Raw genomic sequence first — 22,630 nt, 5'->3', positions numbered from 1 at the left:
GCGAACTTGTCGATCAGAACTTTAACTATCGGCGCTTCCCTGACGAGATGTCGCTCCCTCGCCCCACGCTTGAATAGGCGATACCCACCTTTAGAACATCCTCGCCGCGATAGACGTTTCGAAGGTCGACCATCACCGGCGTCGCCATGAGCGTACGGAGCCGCTCAAGATCCAATGATCGAAACGCGTTCCACTCGGTGACGATGACGATCGCATGCGAGCCATCGGCTACCGCGTAGACGCTTTCCCCGAATTCAATGCCTTCGATCATCTTGCGTGCCTGCTCCATGCCGACAGGATCATAGGCCTTAATTGAAGCGCCCGCGTCCTTGAGTGCCTGAATGATGGCCAATGAGGGGGCGTCGCGCATATCGTCGGTGTTCGGCTTGAACGTAAGGCCAAGGATGCCGATGGTCTTGCCGCGCACAGAGCCGCCGCAGGCCTCGACGACCTTGCGTGCCATCGCCCGCTTGCGCTGTTCGTTTATCGAGACCGTCGTTTCAATGAGCCGCACGGGGCATGCCGCATCCTGAGCAGTCTTGACCAGCGCCAGAGTATCTTTCGGGAAACAAGAACCACCGTAGCCCGGCCCGGCATGAAGAAATTTTGCGCCGATGCGATTGTCCATGCCAATGCCGCGCGCAACGTCCTGCACATCCGCTCCCAGCCGCTCGCAAAGATCGGCAATCTCGTTAATGAAGGTGATCTTCATGGCCAGAAAGGCGTTGCCGGCATATTTAGTGAGTTCCGCCGTACGCCGGTTAGTAAAGAAGATCGGGGCGACGTTCAGAGAGAGCGGGCGGTAGATCTCGCCCATGACCGCTTTGGCTCTGTCGACATCGGTTCCGACAATGATTCGGTCGGGCCGCTTGAAGTCTTCGATCGCCGATCCTTCGCGCAGAAACTCCGGATTGGAAACCACCGCAAAATCAGCACTAGGATTTTGCTCGCGGATAATTCGCTCCACCTCATCGCCAGTCCCAACAGGGACGGTGGATTTCGTCACCACGACCGTAAATCCCTTGAGCGCACGGCCAACTTCGGCGGCCGCCTCATAAACGAAGGACAGATCGGCATGACCGTCGCCACGTCGCGACGGCGTGCCCACGGCGATGAAGACGACATCCGATTGAGAAACCGCATCCGCCAGATTGTCATCGAAACGCAACCGACCTTGCACGGTATTGGTGGTGACGAGTTCGTCAAGCCCTGGTTCGTAGATCGGTATCTTGCCAAGTTTGAGCGTGGCAAGCTTTTCCGCATCACGATCGACGCAGCACACCTGGTGACCGAAGTCGGCGAAACAGGCGCCCGAGACGAGCCCTACATATCCGGCACCAATCATTGTGATTCGCATATCGCGTACTCTCAATCAGCGCCGACGAGACGATCTCGTCAGACAGCGCCTAGTCCCACCGAAGAACGGCTACCGCACTCCCGGGTGAAAACCCGAGAGCCGATCCTACAACAATTTGCATCGCCTCGCCGCACCTCGATGCTTACGACTATGCGATGGCGACGAGATCCCTGGTGTCAAGGTCGACAGGTATCTCGCCATTCATGATGGCAACCAGAACCCGAGCCCTTCCGGCTGGATCGAGCCGGTCAAGGCGACCAACCATTTCCGCAAAAGGACCCGAAAGAATCCGGACCGAAGCACCGGCTGCGAGGCCGCCCCTGAAATCTAGCAGGCCGTCCTTACCGGTCAACGCAATGAAACGTTCTACCAGACCCGAGGGGACCGGCAAAGGCCGGTCGCCTTGCATGACTAGCGAGCGCACACCGAATGTTCCGTTGATAGACCGCCAGCGTTGCAGCGCGAGATCAAGGGCGATGAACATGTAACCTGGGAAATACGCAGCCATCCGTGTCTCGAGTCGCCGGGCATGACGCACGGTTTTCTCGCAGCGAGGCACAAACGGCTGAAATCCCTGGATCCGGAGGTGGCGCTCGGCGACCGCTTCTTTTCCGGGAAAGACGCCGGCCGCATACCAGCGAACTGCACGCCCTGCGCCCGGCTCTCGCGACAGGATATTCGCCTTGCTCGTTGTTTTGTCCGCGCTAGTCACGTGTCTCAATCTGGGGTTTGGGGAGTGATCGGCGCCAAGGGTTACGACAGTGTGTGGACAGCAGCAAGCAACCATGCCGCGAGAACCGTCGCAGTTCGTCGAAAAATTTGCTGTGAATCTCGCATGAAATTAGCTGTGCCTAAAAACTCATCGGGCCGCTTTCTTTTTCGGCCGGCTAAGATGCGGAGTCGAGCAATTTGGGTCGAAGCGTAGCCGCCCGTCACTCCGGCCACTACGAATCGCCGTTTCCCATGTGCTTAGTCTGCCCCCTTGAAGCTAATGTGACGGGCTCGCCGAGTCATGGGGCTCAGGCAACAACATGGTGAGCGATGCAACGTGCAGTTCCGACTCTGACCTCAGTTCGGCTCGACCGGCTCACGACCGCTTCAACAGCGACCAGACAGCCGGCACCAGGCTAGCGGCCAGCGCAACCTTGATCAGATCACCGACGATAAAGGGCACCACCCCGAACTGCCAGGATTTTTCCGGGCCGATCAACAGCGCGAGCCAGGCAAAGCCCATCGCCATCATGACGATCTCGGCCACCAGCATGGCATTGAAGAGCTTGATAGGATGGCGATCCCAGCCACGGTCGGCAGCCCAGCCGACGATCGCCGCCATGACGACGAAGCCGGCTAGATAACCGCCGGTCGAACCGAGCATGTAAGCGATACCGATGCCCTTTTCGGGCGTGCTCTGGAAGACCGGAAGGCCCAACGCGCCCTCAGCCATGTAGAGAAGCAGCGTGGCAACGCCAAGGCGCATGCCGAAGGCGGCAGCGATCAGGAAGACGGCGAGCGTCTGCATCGAGATATCGACCGGTCCAAGCATGACCTTTGTCTTGGCAGACAAGATCAGCAGCAGCGTTCCGGCGATCGCCAGCAAAAGCTGTCCTGCCAGCCGGGCCGTGCCCTTTTCAGGCAAAGCGAGAGAAATGAGCGGACGCATCGTCGTTGCAGTTGCCATGGTCTTCTCCGTTCCGGATTGCCGCCGAACGCGGCCTTGCGTTTTCCTATATTGGCTTCCGTGCTATGCGGCAATCGGTTTTGCCCTCGCCCAAAAAAGGTCGCGACGTTCGCATGGCGCTGAAATTCGATACACGCTTCGATCCGGCCTACGGCCAGGGCGTAGCCGTTGTGCCTGGTATTCAACGCGTCACCGCCCCGAACCCAAGCCCGTTCACCTTTCACGGAACCAACAGCTATATCGTAGGGCGCGAGACGCTGGCGGTGATCGACCCGGGTCCGGATGACGAGGCGCATTTTCGAACACTGCTCGAAACGATCGGGACCAGGCCGGTCAGCCATATCTTCATCAGCCACACGCATCGCGACCATTCGCCGCTGGCGGCGCGGTTGAAGCAGCATACGGGTGCGGTGGTTCTGGCGGAGGGCCGGCATCGACCGGCGCGGCCGTTGCGTACCGGCGAGGTCAATCCACTCGATGCCAGCGCCGACACCGGCTTTGTTCCTGATATCGCACTGCCGGACGATATGGTGATCGACGGCGACGGCTGGGCGATCCGGACGGTGCTGACGCCCGGCCACACCGCCAACCACGCGGCCTTCGCGCTGGAGGGAACCGGCATCCTTTTCTCGGCCGATCACGTCATGGCGTGGGCAACCACGATCGTCGCGCCGCCGGATGGCGCGATGGCTGACTATATGACATCGCTCGACCGGCTGATCGAACGCGATGACCGGCTGCTGCTGCCCGGTCATGGTGGGCCGGTGACCGACCCGCGCAGCTTCATGCGCGGATTGAAAATGCATCGCAAAATGCGCGAGCGGGCAATTCTGGAGCGGATCAACAGCGGCGACCGGACAATCAAGGACGTGGTGGAGGCGATCTATCGAGACACCGACCCGCGACTGCATGGCGCGGCCGGCCTGTCGGTGCTTGCCCACCTGGAAGACCTGGTGGCGCGCGGCCTGGTCCACACCGATGGCGCGCCGGCTATCGACGGCATCTATTCGCCGGCAACGTAGCACACTTCGGATATCATTCCGCCGGCGCCACGCCCACCTGGCCGGCGACTTCCTGGTCGAGTTCGGCAAGGAAGTCGGTGATGCGCGCTGCATTGTCGCCAAGGTCGTAGCGGCCGTAACGCGAGGCCGAGCGCATATCGACGATGACCGCATCGCCGTCGTCGCTCACGCGGATGGCGACATCGGCCGGAAGGCCAAGCAGCAAGCTCTTGGCCAGCGCATCGACCGTCACGTCGTTTTGCCCTGCTGCGTCTGGAAACGGCGCCGTGAGCTGCCAGCCGCGCCGATCGAGCACCGTTTTGACCGCCTCCAGAACGCGATCGAAAGGCAAGGTGTAGCTGCGTCCGGTAACAAGCGGATAAGCTTCGATTTGCAAGCGCTGCTCGCCGGGTGTCGGCGGCAAAAGCTCGTTCATATCCTTTGTCCGGGTAGAAATATCGAGCGCCGGCGGGTCGTCGAGATCCGTCGAGATGTCGCGCAGCGGCGGATAAGTCGCCGCCCAATAGGCCGCGAGAGCGTAAGGGACTAGCACCAGAACCGCCAGCAAGGCGCCGATGGTCAGGTCTTGGCCGCCACGATCACCGAAGTTCCACAATCGCGCGAAGGCAAACCCGGCAAACAGAAGCGCAAACGCGGCCAGCAAGGCGACAATGCCAAGCACCCATAGGAAAGCTTGGGTCTCGACGAGGTCATAGCGATGGCCGATGAGAGCGGTCAGCAGCAGGACTGCCGAAAACGCGCCGGCGCGCCGCGACCAACCGGCAGCCCTCGACGTTTGTCGCTCGGGAATTCCCGTCATTGTTTTCCGCGCTGCCCCAACCCGAACAAAGGCATAGTGCCTTTCAGCGGCGGCTTGAAGGCGCAAAGACGCGGCATCTCCGGTCAATCCGTCGGCAGGTGATAATCCCGGAACTGCTGGCGCAAGGTAATCTTCTGGATCTTGCCGGCAGCGGTGTGTGGGATTTCGCCGACAAAGGCGACGTCGTCCGGCATCCACCACTTCGCCACCTTGCCGTCCATAAAAGCGAGAATATCCGTCTTGGTCGGCTCCCTACCCGGCTTGCGCACGACCACGAGCAAAGGCCGCTCGCCCCATTTCGAATGCGGAATGCCGATGGCGGCGGCCTCCGCCACATCGGGATGGCCGACCGCCAGGTTCTCGAGCTCGATGGTCGAGATCCATTCGCCGCCCGACTTGATCACGTCCTTGGCGCGGTCGGTGATCTGCATATAGCCTCCGGGGTCGATATGCGCGACGTCACCGGTATCGAACCAGCCGTCTTGATCGAACTGTTCGGATCCGATGCCGCCATAATAGGCGCGCGCGACGGCCGGCCCGCGGACCTTGAGCCGGCCGAAGGTCTTGCCGTCCCATGGCAGTTCGTTTCCGGCGTCGTCCGTCACCTTCATTTCGATGCCGAACGGTGTAAAGCCTTGTTTCTGCTGGACGCCGAGGCGGGCCTCGCCCTCCAGCCCGGCGTAGTCCGGCTTCAGGGTGCACAGCGTGCCGAGCGGCGACATCTCGGTCATGCCCCAGGCGTGGACGACCTGGACATCGTAATTGTCCTGGAACTTCGTCGTGATCGCGCGTGGACAGGACGAGCCGCCGATGACGACTTTCTGCAGATAGGGTAGTTTCTTGCCGGTCTCTTCCAGATGCTGGAGGAGCATCATCCACACCGTCGGTACGGCGGCGCTGAAGGTCACCTTCTCGGTGTCGAGCAGCTCGTAGAGCGAAGCGCCATCCATCTTGCAACCGGGCATGACCAGCTTGGCGCCGACCATCGGCGCGCTCTGGCCAAGGCCCCAGGCATTGGCGTGAAACATTGGCACGACCGGCAGTATGGTGTCGCGCGACGACAGGCCCATGGCGTCGGGCATCGCGGCGATCCAGGCGTGCAGCACGTTCGAACGATGGCTGTAGAGGACGCCTTTCGGATCGCCCGTCGTGCCCGATGTGTAGCACATGCCGGCGGCGGTGTTTTCATCGAATGTCTTCCAGGCGAAGTTGCCGGCGGCTTCAGCAAGCCATTCTTCGTAGGCAACCACATTGGGCAGCGCAGTCTCCGGCAAATGCGCGTTGTCGGTCAGCACGATAACCTGCTTCAGCGACTTGACCGCGCCGGCGATCTTTTCAAGCAGCGGCAGGAAGCTCAGGTCGACGAATATCGCCTTGTCCCCGGCATTGTTCATGATCCAGGTAATCTGCTCGGGAAAGAGCCGCGGGTTGAGCGTGTGATAGATCGCGCCGACACCCATGATGCCGTACCAGGCCTCGATGTGGCGCGCGGTGTTCCAGGCCAGGGTCGCGATGCGGTCGCCAAGCCCGAAACCGTCACGCTCGAGCCGCTCGGCGACCTTCAGGGCACGAGCATGGATTTCGGCATATGTGCTGCGCACGATCGGCCCCTCGATCGAACGCGACACGATCTCGCGGCTGCCGTGCTGCCTCTCGGCGTTGTCGATCAGCTTATGGCAAAGCAGCGGCCATTCCTGCATCAGCCCGAGCATCTTGTTCCTCCCGATATTTTTTTCGCCATTGTGGAGCGAACCGGCGGATTGTCCAGCCAGGATCGGGCTGGATCGGTCCATGGAGCCAAATGAGGCCGAATTCGCCACAATCCGGCCATGCTCGGCGTTAACGTTGATTAACAGGCGGGGCGCGATTGGCGAATGAAAGAGGTTCGCATGGACGCGCAGCTCGACGACAAAGCCCTCGAAAATACGCTTGCCGAAAGTCTGGCCGATCTGGTGGCGGCCGATGTCGCGCAGGCCGATCTGGTGCCCGACGCCAAAACCGTTTCCGAAGATGAATTCGTCGAGGTCGTCGGTGGCGCCCTCGAAGCGGTCGGCGGCACGCTCTTGTTCAAGATGTGCGTCGAGAACGAGGGCGAAAGCCAGCACGTCGCTGCCGCCTGCGTCGGCGACGGCGGCAGTCGCCAGTTCCTGCTGCTCACCTTGCCGACCAGCGGTGGTGCGCTGAAGGTCGAGAGCACCTCGAAAAGCACCAATCCGGTGGCCGGCATTGCCGCCGCCTATGCCGGGTTGATGGACGCATTCCAGGCCGCGGCCTGATTTTAGCCGGGATACCGGAGGAAAGCGCAAGTCCGCCGCCCAGGGGCGACGCCCGCCGGTGGCTGACAGGTCTTGCGCAACGCGTTTGCCAGACACATCTTGGGCCAGACACATCTTGGGGTTGAGGCAAGGAGATCCGATATGGACCAGATCGCAAACCCGTCACCGGGCTTTCAGCGCAATCCGGGCAAGGTCATTACCGTCGAGCCTTACAAGGGCACCGTGACGGTGCGCGCCGGCGATGTCGTCATCGCCTCGTCCGGCAAGGTCAAGGTGCTGACCGAAGCGCCCTACCCTCCGGTTTTCTACGTTCCGTTCGGCGACATCGACTTCAAACAGCTTGGCAAGACCGAGCACTCGACCCATTGCCCCTATAAGGGCGATGCCAGCTATTGGAGCGTGCTGCCCGCCGGTGATACAGGCAAGGATGCGATGTGGGCCTATGAGCGGCCGTTCGACGAGATGGCTGATATCCGCGACCACGGCGCGTTCTATCCGAACAAGGTGACCATCGAGGCCACGCCCGACTGATCAGTCGGTGGTGCCTTCATCGCCGACGCCGTCGGCATCGTCGAGACGCACGAAGGTGAGGCCCTTGGCCTTCAGCGCCAGAAGTCCCTGCACCACGCCTTCGCCGGCCGCATGGGTCGGCTGGTTGATATGAGCGATGATGACGTCGCCGTCCTTTGCCGCGCCAATGCGCCGGGTGGTCTCTTTTGCGCCGAGCAATGAGCCGCCATCGCCGTTGATTGAGAATCCGGCGATCTTGAAACCAAGCTTGCGTATCATCGCGATTGCCGACGGGCTGTATTCGGCGGTTGCGCCGCGAAACCATTTCGGCGCCGGTTCGCCGGTCATGGCAAGAGCGGCAGCACCCGATTCGACCTCGGCCAGCACAGCCTCCGGGCTGCCGGCACTGCGAATGCCGTAGATCTTTTGCGGCGTGTCGACGGCCGGGACATGGCGGCCGCCATGGTTTTCCAATTCAAACAGTTCGGGATGCGCCCGCATGATCTCGACGGCGGCGGCGTTGTGCTTCAGCCAGATGCCGGTGACGAAAATGGTGGCAGGAATCTTGTTTTCCACCAGCGCCGAGAGAATCCGTGTGTCGGTCCTTCCGCCGCACGCATCGAGCGTCAGCGCGACACGGCCGCCACCCGCCTCGGCCTTGATGTGCAGCGTCGGTGCGACGAGCAACTGGGCGTTGCCAGGCGAAACAGCCCACAGCGATATCGCAACGGCGCAAAAATACTTTTGGAACGGGCGCATCGATTACTTCCAGGTCGGCCGGATCAAAGTTGAAGCGGCGACCCCAGACCGCCATCAAGGCGGAAATCGGGACGATGCCCCTGCAAAAGCGTCGGCAGCGGCAATTTGACCGCCGGCCCGGCCTTTGGCAAGCGCGAGGTCACAATGCGTGCTCCACGTCCTTAACCTTACGTGAAAGGATCGCGCGCACCGCGTCGACCACCGCTTTGACCTCAAGTCGCCAGACGCAGCAAGCCTTGCTCGGATCGGGACGTCGGCATAGGTCCCTGGCTATGCACTCGCAAGGCATGGAGGGTCGTGGCGTAGCAGTGGCCACGCCGAAAAGGGCCCCAGACGGCCGGGTCGGTCAGGCCGAACAGGCCAACAACCGGCGTTCCGGCGGCGCCGGCCATGTGCATCGGGCCACTCTCGTTTCCCAGAAACAGGCGTGCCTGGCCGAGGACCGCCAGCAGTGTTGCCAGCGACAGCGCCCCGACCACGTTGACGACCGGCGAAGCGGCCTTGGACGATGCGCTCGGCAGATGCCTGTTCACCGGGGCCGCCGATAAGCAGGAAGTCCAAGCCGTCTGTCGCGAGAGCTCGTCGATCGCCAGCGCAAAACGTTCCGGCTGTCATTGCCGCCCCCGGAAGCTCGCTCCCGCATCAACGGCTATGAAGGCGTTACGCCGAAGATGATGCCGGTCGAGAAGCGCCAATGCCTTGGTGGTCTCCAGCGGCAGCGGCTCAATCTTTGGGACCGGCGCACGCAACTCCACGCCGAGTGCCTCAAGCGGAGAAAGATAGCGGTAGAGATAATGCTGGCAACCAAAGCCAAACGGCTTGGCCAGGACGTTGGCCGGCTGGCGTTCCAGCCAGCGCAACGGTTTTTCGGGAGGATCATACCCGACGCGGGTCTTGGCGTTGACGAGCCTGACGATGATGCGTGAGGTTTTGGAATCGGCCAGGTCGATGGTCAGGTCAAACCGGAACCGGCGCAGAGCGCGCACCATCGAGTAAAGCTCGCGACCACGCTGCACAGGGGTGCCACGCATCCGTACGCGTCGGAACGCCACCACGTCCGAGGCGATGCCATGAGCCAACAGGAAACTGGCAAAGTTCGCCTCGCAAAGGAACACGATCCTGGCCTTGGGATATTGGAGGCGCAGGTTTCTGGCGAGTGCCGAAGCGAGGACAAGATCGCCGATGAATTTCGTCTGGAGGATGAGAATCGAGCGGATGTGCGTGGGCGGGTTCTGCAACATCTGTTTCTGGCACCGGCGGGTTCGGGGGCCGGAAGCTGGGCAGAAACGATGTCGGGATTGGAGCCGATACACGCACGTTCGCGTGAATTCGGTTACAAATCGGTAAGGTAATATGGTGGCGGACTGAAACTCTTATCTGCGGCCGTTCTTTATGGCCTGCAGCGCCGCTCGCGCCGGCCATCGACCAGATTAAGTCGAGGCGGCGATCCAAGACCGACCTCACGGAGCGAAGTTACAGTGCGTGCTCCATTGCCTTAATCGGCCTGAAAGAGCTCACGCAGTGCGCCAACAAACCCGTTGACCTCCAGCAGCGAGCCGCAAGCTTTGTTTGCATCCGCAATGGCACACTTCGTTGGATACGCATACACGAGATGGATCAAACCCGTCTTCACGACAGACTATTGCCACCCGAAGCAGCGCCTCAATTCCCTCGCGTGCCCCCCGCAGAGTTCATGCTGCACGACTCACTCGCTTACCGAGAGTTGCCCTGTGGCTTTTCCTTGCTTTGGGATTTCGACCACCAGACAAAATACAGCGAGCCCATCTTCATCACAGGCACGCGGCGGTCGCGTTCCCGGGCTCGCAACTCACGATAGGTCTTCATCTTCAGAGTGCCGCCCGGCAACCTGATACGCACTGCCATCGGTCCAACTCCCGTTGTGCAACGCAGCAATTTTCGTGCAATGCGGTGACTAGAGACCTTCCGTTGCGGAAGAGTCAACAGCAGCGTCATCAACTTATTTTGCGAGCTCGCCTGTGGAGGTCGGGGCGGGCTTTCCCAGGCGCATGGCAAGCCGAAAAAATTGGGGCGTCACCCCGGCGACTGATCGTCAACCAGGCGCTGGCGGTTCGACCACCAGGTGAAATAAACCCGGCCGATCTTGACGACGGGTATGCGGCGGGCGCGCTCGCGGTCGCGCAATTCGCGGTACACTTTCACCTTCAGCGTGCCACCCGGCATTCTGATACGCACTGCCATCGCTTCCGCCGCCCCAAATTGTGCATTGCAGCATCAAGACCTTCCGTGGCGGAAGAGTCAACGCCCGCCCGCTGACTTTTTCTGATATTTGGCGAGCGGTCTTCGGAGGTTTGGCGCGCGGTGGTTCCTGATCCCTTCACCGAGGGGTCATGCCCAGCCGGGATCGTCGGGTGCGGGGGCTATTTCCTGGGCGAGGACTTGTTGGGCGAGGATGGGCGATCGGACATGCCGCTCGGCCACCAGATGACGAAATAATTGCCGACCTGCCAAACCGGCACCTCGCGCTTCTGCTCGCGCCGCCGCAGCTCGTCCCTTTTCTTGATCTTCAAAGTCCCGCCTGGAAGCCTGATTCTTATCGTCACATGTCCTCCCGCACCCCTCCAGGTACGAACGATAGGCGTAACAGTTTCATCCCGGCTAAGCAATTTCATCCAGGTCGAGCAATTTCGGGCGCGGTAGACTCAGGAACCGCGACGCGAGCGAAATCGCCGGAACCGGCTTCATTTGAAGAAATCCGCAATGCCGTTGATGGCCAGCACCGCATAGACGATCGGTCCGGCGATGAACGCACAATAGAGACAGAGGATCGCCGCCAGCACCAGTAGCAGCGGCTTGTCGCGGCCGACGGCGCGGAACTCGGACTTCACCGTCCAGCGCGCCGCGGCGGTTTGTTCATCATCAGACATGTGCACCATCCCGTCGCCATTTCACACGGCGGGTCGAAAACATCAACCTTCCTTGCCACGCGGAGGAATCGTCGGTGGGGATCTATTCACGCTCTGGCTTTCCCAGCCTGCACTGCCGCTTGCGCGGCGGCCAGCCTGGCGATCGGCACCCGGTAGGGCGAGCACGAGACGTAGTCGAGGCCGACCTTCTCGCAGAAATGGATTGAGGCTGGGTCGCCGCCATGTTCGCCGCAAATGCCGAGCTTGATGTCGGGCCGCGTCGCCCTGCCCTTGTCGGCCGCCATCCGCACCAGCTCGCCGACACCCTCTATATCGAGCGACACGAATGGATCCTGCTCGATGATGCCTTTTTGCCGGTAGGTCTCAAGGAACGAGGCCGCGTCGTCGCGCGAGATACCGAACGTGGTCTGGGTCAGGTCGTTGGTGCCGAAGGAGAAGAATTCGGCCGCCTGCGCGATAACGTGGGCGCGGATTGCGGCGCGCGGTAGTTCGATCATCGTGCCGGTCAGATAAGCGATTCTGACACCGGTCTCCTCCATCACGCTTTTGGCGACGGCGTCGATGCGTGCCTTGACGAAGTCGAGCTCCTTCACCAGCCCGACCAGCGGCACCATGATCTCCGGCACCACCAGCGCGCCGGCCTTCCTGCCGGCCTCGACGGCCGCCTCGAAAATGGCTCGTGCCTGCATCTCGGCGATTTCGGGATACGAGACGGCAAGCCGGCAGCCGCGATGGCCGAGCATCGGATTAAACTCGTGCAACGCTTCGGTGCGCCGCCGGAGCTTGTCCGGCGACACATTCATGGCAGCGGCGACCTCGGCCACCTCCTCCTCGGTCTTGGGCAGGAATTCGTGCAGCGGCGGATCGAGCAGGCGGATCGTCACCGGCAGACCGGCCATGATCTCGAACAGTTCGAGGAAATCCGAGCGCTGCATCGGCAACAGCTTGGCCAGCGCCGTTCGCCGATCCTTTTCCGTATCGGCCAGGATCATCTCTCGCATTGCAACGATGCGGTCGCCGTCGAAGAACATGTGCTCGGTGCGGCAAAGACCGATGCCTTCGGCGCCGAAGGACCGCGCCATGCGCGCATCGAGCGGCGTCTCGGCGTTGGTGCGCACCTTCATGCGGCGCGCGCCGTCGGCCCATTCCATAATGGCGGCGAAATCGCCCGAGAGTTCGGGCTGCAGCATCGGTACCGCGCCCTTCAGCACCTGGCCGTTGCCGCCATCGATGGTGATGATGTCGCCCTTGCGGAAGGTCGCGCCCATCGCCATCAGCGTGCCGGCCTTGTAGTCGACACGCAGCGAGCCAGCGCCCGAAACGCAAGGCTTGCCCATGCCGCGCGCAACAACAGCGGCGTGGCTGGTCATGCCGCCGCGCGTCGTCAGGATGCCTTCGGCCGCATGCATGCCATGAATGTCTTCGGGGCTGGTCTCAATGCGCACCAGGATCGCCTTGCGGCCTTGTGTCTTGGCCTCCTCGGCGTCGTTCGATGAAAACACGATCTCGCCGGTGGCAGCACCGGGAGACGCCGGCAGGCCGACGCCGATGATGTCGCGCGCAGCCTTCGGATCGATCGTCGGATGCAGCAACTGATCGAGCGAGGCCGGATCGATGCGGGCGACAGCCTCTTCCTTCGAAATCAGTCCATCCCTGGCCATGTCGACGGCAATCTTCAGCGCCGCCTTGGCGGTGCGCTTACCGGACCTGGTCTGCAACATCCACAATTTGCCGCGCTCGATGGTGAATTCGAGATCCTGCATGTCGCGGTAATGCTTTTCCAGGCGGTCGGAGATGCTGACGAAAGCCTGGAAGGCGTCCGGCATCAGCTTCTGCAGCGACGGCTTGTCGGAGCCAGCGGCAATGCGCGCCACCTCGGTGATGTTCTGCGGCGTACGGATGCCTGCAACGACATCCTCGCCCTGCGCGTTGACCAGGAATTCGCCATAAAGCTGCTTTTCGCCGGTCGAGGGATTGCGGGTGAAGGCGACGCCGGTGGCCGAGGTGTCGCCCATATTGCCGAACACCATGGCCTGGACGTTGACCGCGGTGCCCCAGCTTGCGGGAATATCGTGCAGGCGCCGGTAGGTGATCGCGCGGTTGTTCATCCAGCTGGAAAACACCGCGCCGATGGCGCCCCAGAGCTGCTCGTTCGGATCCTGCGGAAAGGGTTTACCAAGCTCCTCCTCGACCTTGGCCTTGTAGAGCGCGATCACGCCTTGCCATTCGATGGCTGTCAGCTCGGTGTCGAGCTCATGGCCGAGGCCACCCTTCTGGTCTTCGAGGATCTCCTCGAACACCTCATGGTCGAGGCCCATGACGACGTCGGAATACATCTGGATGAAACGGCGATAGCTGTCATAGGCAAAGCGCGGATCGCCTGAATCGGCGGCCAAGGCTTCGACCGTCTCGTCGTTGAGGCCGAGATTGAGCACGGTGTCCATCATGCCGGGCATGGAAGCGCGGGCACCAGAGCGCACCGACACCAAAAGCAGTTTCGACGGATCGCCGAAACGGCGCCCGGTCAGCCGGCCGATATGATCGAGGGCAACCGCAACATCCGCCTCCAGTGAGGCCGGATAGGCGTGGCCGTTGGCGTAATAGGCGTTGCAGACTTCGGTGGTGATGGTAAAGCCCGGCGGCACCGGCAGGCCCAGGCTGCACATTTCGGCAAGGTTGGCGCCTTTGCCGCCGAGCAGATTGCGGTCGCCGGCACGGCCTTCTGCGGCGCCGTCGCCAAAGGTGTAGACCCATTTGGTCATGCTTGCTCCCCGGTTTGCAGGAGATTGGAAAGGTGGCAAATCGAGCGATATGATGCTGCAATGCGAAAGGCAAGGCGTCGGCCAAGCCGGCCGGCCTCTACAATCGATTAAGGAAAAGCGGCGCCGTAAAGACTTGCTTTTTGGAGAGCTTTGCTTTAGCACATAACAAGAACAAATGGCAGAAGTGAAGAAATGACCGGAAAGCTCGATTATCTGGAAAATGCCGACGACGGGCGGAACGCTGGACGGCGTGAAGGCTTTCTACAGCGCGGCTTTGTTATCGTCGTTCACGGTTTAGGGGGCCGACCTATTCAGCCTTTGCCGAAGGGCTGGAGGGGTTTTCAGGGCTAATCCCGAGGAGGTGTCCGCGAGCCCCTCAAGCTGTTGGCGGCATCATGGCTAAGGCGACCTTCTGGTTCCCGGCTGTGGCCGGATCAGTCGTCCATTCAGGTGGCAATGAAGTGGCGGTCCAAAGGTGAATGGCCATGGCGTTGCTTAAAAAACGCGACATATCGCGAACTGGCGGCCTGAGACATTGGATCGGTCTCTTGGTATCTTCGCCGTTGAGCTTTCCCTCGGCTCGGCTTATAAGGCCGCGCGCAGCGGGCACGTCCCGACTGATGGGGCGTCGCCAAGTGGTAAGGCATCGGTTTTTGGTACCGACATTCCCAGGTTCGAATCCTGGCGCCCCAGCCAATTTCGCATGGTCCATTCCGGACACATTAAGGCCCATTCTGGACACATTGGTCAGCTTCTGACAACGAAAGTAGAACCCAAAATACACGTGCCCTTGGAGGTTTCACGCTTCAGAGGCACAATAATTTGCGGGACGAGAAATAAACGCGTTTCCTGACGCGTATCACAAATTTTGATTGGCGAATGTGGCGGCTCACCTGGAAGTTCAGTTGATTTTGGACAAGTCGGATGCGATTGTGGTGGGGAAGCTACCGCCTTGCCTCGGACCACGCGGGAGCCGGTATGGACCTCGGAGCCGGGCTTTGCCCAACAGCCTTCACCCTGCAAATAGCACCGTCGGAGCACAATGAGTTTACACCTAATCGCCGAAAAAGTAGTCTTTTTCGTCACCCTGATCGTCGTTCTGGTGCTTGCACTTCTGCCGGTTCTCCGTCTCAAGGAGTTCGGCTTCGATATAGGCTTCCACTATGACAAGCTTAATCACGGTATCGCTTTCGCGGCGCTGATGATTATTGGGAGCCTCGGTTGGCCGGAACGCAAAATGAGTTTAATAATCTTCCTCGCTCTAGCTGGTGCCGCGATTGAGGTCCTTCAGGGTACGACCTTGATAGGGCGCGATCTGGATGGATTTGATTGGGCGGCTGACTGCGTCGGCATCGCGTGCGCTCTGGCAGCCATCGGCTGTGCCAATTCGCTTATTCAACGAGCGGCTTAAGGCACGTTCTCGGGAATGGCGCCAAGCTCTTCCCGCAGAGATACTCTCGAGCGGCGAACCGAGGTAGAGCGCAGTCACTGGTTGCCGCCGAAATTTTTTAGGGCGGGCGAAATCGTACAATTCGAGTGCAGCGCCAAGGCTTTTGCAGGAAAAGCCTAATCAACTTCATCGGACTGGAGTCGCTCGGCGCGCCATCGCGCGTTCTTCCCGTTCGAGGCGGAGCGTGGCACCTCTTCTCAGTCACGATCGGTCCCTGGTAGAGCCTGCTTTTTTGGCGACGGACAGAATCCACACGTGACGATCTCCTGTGGCGGTAATCTCGTTGCAGAGCTTGGTCGCGGACTGGCACCTGCGGCGTCTGTCCACAACAAATTGGTGTCGCCGGCAGAGCGCGATCCGGCTGACATCTTTAGCTTAATGTCGGCTAAATTGACCGTAACGAAAATTCATCTTATGTATAAAAGCAGTTTTTTCTGCCGCAGCTGGCATTTTATCTTATGGTTTTGAGACTTTCATAATCAAAACACTTCAGAGTTGTCGCTCCTCTTTAGATATATCATCATACACAACGCCTCTCCATTGGCAATTGACGCAATTGTAAAAAACTAAATATTTAGTAAGATTCAATTCTCTTTTTACTCGATAAGTATAATGTCTTTTGTATTGTTACCAAAAAATAGAACATAGAAGAAATGGCACCTAATACTCTCTCGGAACAACACGAGCCATCTCTGAAATTAAATTGTTTTACCCGCACAGTGTCAACCATCCGGAAGTATAGTTTTCGCCGCAATGCGACAATCCTGCCGCCGATCAATCATTCTATCAGGGCGTGCAGGTATGTGATTTGGCGCTAATATACACCTTCTAGTAGGCAGACATCCGCGGGGCGCTATCGAATCAAAAGAGGGATTATGGATGGCGACTCTCCATTACACGTCAGGCGGATCCGGCACGGAAATTACTCAAGCCGGATTCAACCTGGCTGACGTTTCATCCGTTGACCAACTCAATGCGCTGCCGGACGGGATGAAAGGTTTGGTCTATCTGAACGAAACCGACGGAGTAACCCAATCGTTTATCGACAAGGTCACGCCCTTCATCGGCAATCCGAAGCTGTTCGGATTCTTCCTTGTCGACGAGCCGGATCCCACCGGCCAATGGGGCACTTACGCCTCCGCTGCGAATCTGAAGGCAGAATCCGACTGGATTCATTCCAATGTGCCGGACGGCAAGACCTACATCACGATGATGAGCTTGGGGACGTCGGCGAATCCGGATTTTTCGGGCACGTACAATCCCGCCAACACCGGTATCGATTACTACGGCGTGGATGTCTATCCTGTCCGCACGGATGGCGCGGTCGACTACAACATGATCGACAAATTCGTCGCTGCCGCTCAGGCATCGGGCATCCCGACGAGCAAGATCGTTCCAGGCTACCAGACGTTTGGAGGCGGCGACTATAACACCGACATGGGTGGCAAATATGTCGTGCCCACCGCCGCCCAGATGGAAACCATGATGGACCACTGGGCCAAGCTGGTTCCGTCACCCGCCTTCGACTACGCATACGCCTGGGGTTCGCAGCGAGGCGACACCGCGCTTGAAAGCTCCCCGGAACTGCAGGCCGTTTTCCGGCAACACAATCTCAGCACTGCCGGGACTGCTCCTTCCGAAGCCGCGGCCACCGATCCCACTTCTACGGCGAGCATCCCTTCCGAGGCCACCACCGGCGATAGCACCTCGACTGCCACCGCTCCTTCCGAAGCCACCACCGGCGACAGCACCTCGACTGCCACCGCCCCTACCGAGGCCACCACCGGCGGCAGCACCTCGACCGCCACCGCCCCTTCTGAAACCACCTCCAGCGGCAGCACCTCGACCGCAACCGCCCCTTCCGAAGCCACCACCAGCGATGGCAATCATAACAAGACCGCGCTGTCGCACCTCCTCGCCAGCGACGACAGTTCGACTGTCACCGCCGCCTCCGGCGCTACCACCAGCGATGGCAGCCATGGCAAGAGCGCGTTTTCGCACCTCCTCGCCGGCAATGGTAGTTCGACTGATACCGCCGCCTCCGGCGCTACCACCAGCGATGGCAGCCACAGCAAGACCGCGCTGTCGCACCTCTTCGCCACCGACGGCAGTTCGACTGACACCACCCACGACAATGCCGGCGACAAGGTAAGCGAGGGCAGCAGCGTTGACCGCATATTGGCCTCGTTGAGCCATTCTCTTTCGGCCGGCTCGGAGCTTCTCCCGACCAACGATCCATCCGACAAGACGGCAACCAGCCTGATCCGCCACGGGTTCGCGCAAACCGTCCAGCCCGATGAAAGTGTCGGCGCCCAGGCAAAGAACGGCGCTGCCGCCGAAATCATGTCTGGCCACGGAGGCAACGATGCCTTCGACTTCAGCAAGCTTCAGGACAACCTCCACCTCGATCAAGCCGCTCATACCGAGCTAAAGTCGAGCGGGCTTCCATTGCATACTTCCCCTGCTGGTACGGCCACCGATGATGGTTCCCACCACATCATCTTTGACAGCTCAACCGGGTCGCTCTCGATCGACAGCGACGCGGTCGGCGGCGCAGCTCAAGCGCAGTTCGCTACCCATCTCCCGTTGCAGCATCACTCTTTGATCTGAAAACCAGAGCGGCGGACCATCGACTCGCGTCGTGGTCGCCGCTCCGTCAATGGCTCGTCTTAGATTGGAACCGGTGAAATGGTTGCTCCTGCCGCTCGGAAGACGCAGCCATTTTTGCTAAGATCCGCGGTAGCGGGACGAACGTCCAATCGCGCCGATAACTATCGCCAGGCTTTCTCGATGTCTCTAGATGACGACAGGATCGTGAACTGAAAAACCAGAGCGGCGGCACCGTTAACGCGGGTTGTGACGCTGCTCTGTCCAGTTGCCGACAGCCCTGCGGGCTGGAAAGATGTTGACGACCAGGGAGCGCCGCTTGATCTCCTAGTTTAGCCGCTTCAGCATGTTTGTCGACCTCATGTGCTTGTGGTGGGCAAACGGCAGGCCCCGGATTTCCTAAAGCTCCCGGGTCAAATTTCGCACCTCAGCTTGTCCCGCTTGCCGGTCGGCCGCAGGCCGCGCAGCCTGCCTCTTTGTGACCAGCAGAACAGCCGATTCGACGCTTTCGATGTCGCCAACCTGATCTGCCGACCGCGTAGTCGCCTACGAATTGTCCACAACTAATCGCTCGCGACAGTCAGACTGTGGAGGGACGAAAACCTTAGATTAAGGTTGGGCAGGATACCATCTACGAGCGCTACGCTAAATAAAAACACAATAATTAAAATTATAAACTGCGACGCTAAGCGCTTTTTTGAAATTTGTAAACTGCAGAAAATCATACTTAATCAGATATAGCCGAAGGGATTCGGGCAATCAATAAGGTATTATTCTCCTTCTCGTTCTATATGTCACGCGGGTTTTGTTATTCATTTTAGAATTCCTATTGAATATCACCCATTCTATCAGGGCGTGCAGGTATGTGATTTGGCGCTAATATACACCTTCTAGTAGGCAGACATCCGCGGGGCGCTATCGAATCAAATGAGGGATTATGGATGGCGACTCTCCATTACACGTCGGGCGGATCCGGCACGGACATTGCAAAAGCCGGATTCAATTTGGCTAGCGTGCAATATGTTGAGCAGGTCAACGAGCTGCCGGAAGGCATGAAAGGCTTGGTGTACCTCGACGAGGCCAACGGCGTGACCCAGTCCTTTATTGACAAGGTTACTCCTTTCCTCGGCAATCCGAACGTATTTGGATTCTTCCTTGTCGACGAGCCGGATCCCACCGGTCAATGGGGCACTTACGCCTCCGCCGCAAATCTGAAGGCAGAATCCGACTGGATCCATGAGCATTTTCCGGGCGCCAAGACCTACATCACGATGATGAGCTTGGGGACGTCGGTGAATCCGGATTTTAGGGGCACGTACAATCCCGCCAATACGGGTATCGATTACTACGGCGTGGATGTCTATCCGGTCCGCACGGATGGCCCGGTCGACTACAACATGATCGACAAATTCGTCGCCGCCGCTCAGACATCGGGCATCCCGACTAGCAAGATCGTTCCGGGCTACCAGGCGTTTGGAGGTGGCGAGTATCACACCGACATGGGTGGCAAATATGTCGTGCCCACCGCCGCCCAGATGGAAACCATGATGGAGCACTGGGCCAAGCTGGTTCCGTCACCCGCCTTCGACTACGCATACGCCTGGGGTTCGCAGCGAGGCGACACCGCGCTTGAAAGCTCCCCGGAACTGCAGGCCGTTTTCCGGCAACACAACCTTGCAACGACGGGGACCACTCCGCCTCCCGTCGACACAAGCGACACCTTGTATGGCACCAGCGGCGACGATGTGTTTCACGGGGCCGGCGGCCACACTATGATCGGCTATAGCGGCAATGACACCTATTATGTCGATGACGTCCGCGACAAGGAGGTTGAAGCGGTGGGCGGCGGTACCGACAAAGCATTCGCCTCCGTAAGTCATGCGCTTGCGGCCGGATCGGAAATCGAACTTCTCGCCACCAACAGCGCGTCCGGCACGACGGCGATCAACCTGACCGGCAATGCGTTCGCCCAGACCATCCAGGGTAATGCCGGCGCCAATGTCATCAACGGCCTCGGTGGCGCCGACACGATGACCGGCTATGGTGGCAACGACACCTACTATGTCGACAAAGCCGGTGACAAGGTCATCGAGACGGTGGGCGGCGGTGCTGACAAAGTGTTCGCCTCCGTAAGTCATGCGCTTGCGGCCGGCTCGGAAATTGAGCTTCTCAGCACCACCAACTCAGCCGGAATGACGGCAATCAACTTCACCGGCAATGCGATCGCCCAGTCCATCCAAGGCAATGCGGGTGCCAACACCATCATTGGTGGGGGCGGCGCCGACAGGATGGCCGGCTACGGTGGCAACGACGTCTATTATGTCGACAATGCCGCCGACAAGGTGATCGAGGCGGTCAGCGGCGGTACCGATAGGGTGCATACTTCGGTGGGCTATGCCCTCGCAACTGGCCTGGAGATTGAGCTTCTTGCCACCACGAACCCATCCGGCATCACGCCAATCAATCTTACCGGCAACGAGTTCGCCCAGAAGATCCAGGGCAACGCCGCCACAAACATCATCAATGGTGGCGGCGGTACCGACATCTTGACCGGCAACGGAGGCAACGATGCCTTCGTGTTCAATAGCGCTCTTGGAACCGGCAATATTGACAGGATCACCGACTTCAACAAGCTCCAGGACAAGATCCAGCTCGACGACGCCATTTTTGCCGGCCTTAAGCTGGGCGGCCTTTCATCCGACGCTTTCTTTGCCGGTACGACCGCACATGATAGCTCCGATCATATCATATATAACAGTTCAACCGGGGCGCTCTCTTTCGACAGCGACGGGATCGGTGGTGCACACCAAACACAGTTCGCCACGCTTTCTCCAGGTCTATCGATTACGGCAGGCTCATTTTTCGTGACCTGAAGGAGCTAGAGCGGCAGACCTTCAGCTCGAACCGGCCGCCGCTCTATCATTGTTTAAGCACCGGATTTTCCAAGCGAAGTGGTTAGTCTGGGTGGCGCTCTCCTCCTGGAGCTGGCGCGACATGCCTCGTAAGATTCGCCCAAAAATGGAATGGTTCGTCCCTTGGCCTCATCCTGCTAAAAAGACACCGGGATGATCTCACCCTGCGTCAATACTGAGATTTGGCGATAGCCCGCAGCGGCCAAAAGCGCTCAAAGGCGTCTTGTCTCCAACTTGACTTTGAGCAGAGATGCGGAGCTCCATCCAACTCGCGACCCTCAATTATGCACTTGTGGTCGAGGAGGGCAGCTTTCTTCGCGCCTCCCGACGCACAGGGATCGATCACACCGCGCTCAGCCGGCGCATCCGCGACCTGGAATTCGCGGTAGGTACGAGGATATTCCATCGCCATGCTCGCGGCGTCGGCCAAACCCCGGCCGGCGAACGCTTCCTGGGGGTAAGCGCTCATTTCCCCGCACGTCGACGCCGCCTTTCAACGACGGTCGCTTTCAGATGGACGCGTCCGGGCGGATCAGGCTGCGGCGGTTTTGGCGAAGTTGAAGGGCAGCAGGTCGTCGATGGCTGCGTTCTCGGGGCGCTGAGGTAGTTCAGTGAGGACGTGGCGCAGCCACGCCAACGGCTCGACGCCACAGGCGCGGCAGGTCAACATCAGGCTGTAGATGACGGCGCTGGCCCGGGCTCCGTCGACGGTATCGCTGAACAGCCAACTTTTCCGGCCAGTGGCAAAGATTCTGATGTCACGCTCGAGAAGATTATTGTCGATCGGCATGCTGCCGTCCTCGGTGTAACGAGTCAGATATCCCCATTGGTTCAGGGTGCAGGAGACGGCGTCGCCGAGCTTGCTGTCCGGCAAGACTTTTGGGGCGATGTCGTCGAGCCATGCCTTGAGAGCATGGAGGATGGGGACACTATGTTGCTGGCGGAAGTGGCGAATGCAGTGATCTCGCGTTTCGCCGTCATCGGGGATTTCGTTCCGCGCCTGCCTTTCAACCCGATAGAGCTGTTCGAAGAACCGGAGCGCCTGTTCCGGCGGGCCGCCGCCTTTCTTCCTCGCCCTTAGGGCATCGACGAAGCGCCGCCTCGAATGGGCCATGCAGCCAAGATGCGTTGCCCCTTCCAGCGTGCGCCAGGCGGAATAGCCATCACTCATCAGTATGCCGCGGTAATCGCCCAAGAAGGTCTGCGGGTGTATCTGGCCGCGACCCGGCTGATAATCGAGCAGCACGATCGGCTCGTCACTGTCCTGGCCGCTCCGGTATGCCCACATGTACGAGGTGCTGGCGGCCTCTCTGTCCATTTCCTTCAGCACCTGGACCGTGGTCTCGTCGCCATGGATGAGGGGCTGCGATCTGAGCCTCAGCTTCAGCGCGTCATAGATGCGGGAGAGATGCTTTTCGCTCGAGCCGATCACCCAGTGGCCCAGAGCGCCACGGCTGACAGGAACACCCGCGCGCTCGAAGGCCTGCGCCAGGCGGTAGAGCGGTGTGCCGTCGACGTATTTGTGAACGAGCGCAAAGGCCAGCGTCGAAGCCGTGGCGATGCTGCCCGGCAAGGGTTGCGCGGGCATCGGC

21 protein-coding genes and 1 tRNA gene are annotated in these 22,630 nt (G+C 59.9%); 8 read left to right on the top strand and 14 right to left on the bottom strand.

Features of this window, described 5'->3' with window-relative positions; genetic code table 11:
* Positions 1–25: 25 nt before the first annotated feature.
* From NKI19_RS29730 to NKI19_RS29720, 3 genes are all read right to left on the bottom strand, one after another.
* The gene (locus NKI19_RS29730) at positions 26–1,357 is read right to left on the bottom strand and encodes a UDP-glucose dehydrogenase family protein (protein WP_352567175.1); all 1,332 of its coding nucleotides are present in this window, start codon (positions 1,355–1,357) and stop codon (positions 26–28) included.
* Positions 1,358–1,505: 148 nt separating this feature from the next.
* Entirely contained in the window at positions 1,506–2,144 is a 639-nt protein-coding gene (gene nusG / locus NKI19_RS29725; RefSeq protein ID WP_352951267.1) for a transcription termination/antitermination protein NusG, read from the bottom strand.
* A 300-nt stretch (positions 2,145–2,444) separates the two neighbouring features.
* Positions 2,445–3,035, bottom strand: coding sequence for a biotin transporter BioY (locus NKI19_RS29720; protein WP_352567171.1), 591 nt, complete (start codon positions 3,033–3,035; stop codon positions 2,445–2,447).
* Between the two features lie 113 nt (positions 3,036–3,148).
* Between NKI19_RS29720 and NKI19_RS29715 the strand changes: the two genes are divergently transcribed.
* Entirely contained in the window at positions 3,149–4,057 is a 909-nt protein-coding gene (locus NKI19_RS29715) for an MBL fold metallo-hydrolase (RefSeq protein ID WP_352567169.1), read from the top strand.
* Positions 4,058–4,070: 13 nt separating this feature from the next.
* Here the strand turns inward: NKI19_RS29715 and NKI19_RS29710 are convergent, their stop codons facing one another.
* A complete protein-coding gene (locus NKI19_RS29710) occupies positions 4,071–4,856 on the bottom strand; it encodes a DUF1499 domain-containing protein (protein ID WP_352567167.1) in 786 nt (261 codons plus the stop codon).
* Between the two features lie 83 nt (positions 4,857–4,939).
* On the bottom strand, positions 4,940–6,568 hold the full coding sequence (locus NKI19_RS29705; protein WP_352567165.1) for a fatty-acid--CoA ligase: 1,629 nt from the start codon (positions 6,566–6,568) through the stop codon (positions 4,940–4,942).
* Between the two features lie 177 nt (positions 6,569–6,745).
* On the opposite strand from NKI19_RS29705, the gene NKI19_RS29700 reads away from it, so the two are divergent.
* Both NKI19_RS29700 and NKI19_RS29695 read left to right on the top strand, forming a co-directional pair.
* Entirely contained in the window at positions 6,746–7,132 is a 387-nt protein-coding gene (locus NKI19_RS29700) for a hypothetical protein (protein ID WP_352567164.1), read from the top strand.
* 141 nt (positions 7,133–7,273) lie between these two features.
* On the top strand, positions 7,274–7,663 hold the full coding sequence (locus NKI19_RS29695) for a DUF427 domain-containing protein (RefSeq protein ID WP_352567162.1): 390 nt from the start codon (positions 7,274–7,276) through the stop codon (positions 7,661–7,663).
* Here NKI19_RS29695 and NKI19_RS29690 read toward each other — a convergent pair whose 3' ends face one another.
* From NKI19_RS29690 to ppdK, 8 genes are all read right to left on the bottom strand, one after another.
* Positions 7,664–8,401 (bottom strand): polysaccharide deacetylase family protein, encoded by a 738-nt coding sequence (locus NKI19_RS29690; protein ID WP_352567160.1) that lies wholly within the window; start codon positions 8,399–8,401, stop codon positions 7,664–7,666.
* 212 nt (positions 8,402–8,613) lie between these two features.
* Positions 8,614–8,934 carry a glycosyltransferase family 9 protein gene (locus NKI19_RS29685; protein WP_352567158.1) on the bottom strand — a complete coding sequence of 107 codons (321 nt, stop codon included), beginning with the start codon at positions 8,932–8,934 and terminating at the stop codon, positions 8,614–8,616.
* Between the two features lie 78 nt (positions 8,935–9,012).
* Entirely contained in the window at positions 9,013–9,642 is a 630-nt protein-coding gene (locus NKI19_RS29680; RefSeq protein WP_352567156.1) for a glycosyltransferase family 9 protein, read from the bottom strand.
* A gap of 472 nt (positions 9,643–10,114) precedes the next feature.
* A complete protein-coding gene (locus NKI19_RS29675; protein ID WP_352567154.1) occupies positions 10,115–10,285 on the bottom strand; it encodes a hypothetical protein in 171 nt (56 codons plus the stop codon).
* 168 nt (positions 10,286–10,453) lie between these two features.
* Positions 10,454–10,621 carry a hypothetical protein gene (locus NKI19_RS29670; RefSeq protein ID WP_352564264.1) on the bottom strand — a complete coding sequence of 56 codons (168 nt, stop codon included), beginning with the start codon at positions 10,619–10,621 and terminating at the stop codon, positions 10,454–10,456.
* A gap of 179 nt (positions 10,622–10,800) precedes the next feature.
* Positions 10,801–10,950, bottom strand: a complete 150-nt coding sequence (locus tag NKI19_RS29665) for a hypothetical protein (RefSeq protein ID WP_023721750.1) — start codon at positions 10,948–10,950, stop codon at positions 10,801–10,803.
* 171 nt (positions 10,951–11,121) lie between these two features.
* Entirely contained in the window at positions 11,122–11,307 is a 186-nt protein-coding gene (locus tag NKI19_RS29660; protein WP_352567152.1) for a hypothetical protein, read from the bottom strand.
* Positions 11,308–11,393: 86 nt separating this feature from the next.
* Positions 11,394–14,069, bottom strand: coding sequence for a pyruvate, phosphate dikinase (gene ppdK, locus NKI19_RS29655; RefSeq protein WP_352567150.1), 2,676 nt, complete (start codon positions 14,067–14,069; stop codon positions 11,394–11,396).
* Positions 14,070–14,690: 621 nt separating this feature from the next.
* Here ppdK and NKI19_RS29650 point away from each other — a divergent pair.
* The 5 genes from NKI19_RS29650 to NKI19_RS29630 all read left to right on the top strand — a co-directional run bounded on the left by NKI19_RS29650 (position 14,691) and on the right by NKI19_RS29630 (position 21,645).
* Positions 14,691–14,765, top strand: a tRNA-Gln gene (locus NKI19_RS29650).
* Positions 14,766–15,111: 346 nt separating this feature from the next.
* Positions 15,112–15,480, top strand: coding sequence for a VanZ family protein (locus tag NKI19_RS29645; RefSeq protein WP_352567148.1), 369 nt, complete (start codon positions 15,112–15,114; stop codon positions 15,478–15,480).
* A 918-nt stretch (positions 15,481–16,398) separates the two neighbouring features.
* Positions 16,399–18,129: a calcium-binding protein gene (locus NKI19_RS29640; protein WP_352951266.1), complete on the top strand. Its 1,731-nt coding sequence runs from the start codon at positions 16,399–16,401 to the stop codon at positions 18,127–18,129.
* A 938-nt stretch (positions 18,130–19,067) separates the two neighbouring features.
* The gene (locus tag NKI19_RS29635; RefSeq protein WP_352711889.1) at positions 19,068–20,999 is read left to right on the top strand and encodes a calcium-binding protein; all 1,932 of its coding nucleotides are present in this window, start codon (positions 19,068–19,070) and stop codon (positions 20,997–20,999) included.
* A gap of 289 nt (positions 21,000–21,288) precedes the next feature.
* Positions 21,289–21,645 carry a LysR family transcriptional regulator gene (locus NKI19_RS29630; RefSeq protein WP_352567681.1) on the top strand — a complete coding sequence of 119 codons (357 nt, stop codon included), beginning with the start codon at positions 21,289–21,291 and terminating at the stop codon, positions 21,643–21,645.
* Here NKI19_RS29630 and tnpC read toward each other — a convergent pair.
* On the bottom strand, positions 21,571–22,630 hold a 1,060-nt coding region (gene tnpC, locus NKI19_RS29625; RefSeq protein WP_352951265.1), incomplete at its 5' end, for an IS66 family transposase. The two genes, NKI19_RS29630 and tnpC, sit on opposite strands and share 75 nt — an antisense overlap.

Source organism: Mesorhizobium sp. M0751, from assembly GCF_040320265.1.
GTDB lineage: Bacteria > Pseudomonadota > Alphaproteobacteria > Rhizobiales > Rhizobiaceae > Mesorhizobium.
This window is presented reverse-complemented; position numbering and strand designations above follow the sequence as displayed.